Source organism: Colwellia sp. SU-HH01217 (assembly GCF_057543495.1).
Map to the genome: position 1 here is coordinate 1 of NZ_BAAJLX010000043.1, position 793 is coordinate 793.

Genomic DNA, 793 nt, shown 5'->3' on the forward strand with positions numbered 1-793 from the left:
CAGCTTTTCATATTTCAGTATTTAAATTGACATTTGAGTGATAAAGGTATATTTTTTATCCTTATGTGTAGATTTGAATTTGACACAAATAAAAGTAGCACCAACTTCGATAAGCATGGAATAAATTTTATTGATGCTCAAGAGCTTTGGGCTGATCCGGATTTACTTCAAGTAAAAGCTAAATCTGAAGGGGAGCAACGCTACTTAATTATAGGTACTATTGCGGGTAAATTCTGGTCTGCTGTTATTACATATCGTGAAGACACTATCAGAATTATCTCAGTTAGACGTTCACGTAAAGCGGAGGTATCAATATATGAAAACTGAACAATTTGATCAAAAATTCGATGTTAACGAAGAGGATATACTTGATGATTTAGATTTATCAACTATATCTCGTCCTAACCAAGCACAGAAAAGGGTAAATGTGGATTTTCCATCTTGGGTAATTGACTCTCTTGATAAAGAGGCAAGCCGCGTTGGTGTAACACGACAATCCATTATCAAGGTTTGGCTAGTCGAAAGATTGGAGCAACAAGCTGCTAACAAGCAAATCAACTAGGACACGTAACAGTTGGCTACGTTTCGCTTCGCTACACAATTATAGCCAACCATTACTTAGCCTGTTATTTGGGCGTTAGTTTGCTATTAAGTTTTATTAGGGAAAGTGGTTTCAAATTCTGGTGAGTTTGTTAATCGAAGTGGTCAATCACAGGAAGTGTCTAGGTTTTACCTGTCGCGTTTAGCGTTCAAACTTCCATGTAGTGTAAATCCCTTTAATTCTTAACTTTTT

2 protein-coding genes are annotated in these 793 nt (G+C 36.2%); both read left to right on the top strand.

Annotated features, from left to right (window positions below):
• Positions 1–63 precede the first annotated feature (63 nt).
• The gene (locus AC27G3_RS18145; protein ID WP_487124041.1) at positions 64–327 is read left to right on the top strand and encodes a BrnT family toxin; all 264 of its coding nucleotides are present in this window, start codon (positions 64–66) and stop codon (positions 325–327) included.
• Positions 317–562: a type II toxin-antitoxin system BrnA family antitoxin gene (gene brnA, locus AC27G3_RS18150; protein ID WP_487124043.1), complete on the top strand. Its 246-nt coding sequence runs from the start codon at positions 317–319 to the stop codon at positions 560–562. The genes AC27G3_RS18145 and brnA overlap by 11 nt, the downstream gene beginning before the upstream one ends.
• Positions 563–793: the final 231 nt, after the last annotated feature.

Bases quoted from the DNA above. Each gene is read 5' to 3' on its own strand.
- brnA (WP_487124043.1), top strand. From the start codon at position 317: ATGAAAACTGAACAATTTGATCAAAAATTCGATGTTAACGAAGAGGAT.
- AC27G3_RS18145 (WP_487124041.1), top strand. From the start codon at position 64: ATGTGTAGATTTGAATTTGACACAAATAAAAGTAGCACCAACTTCGAT.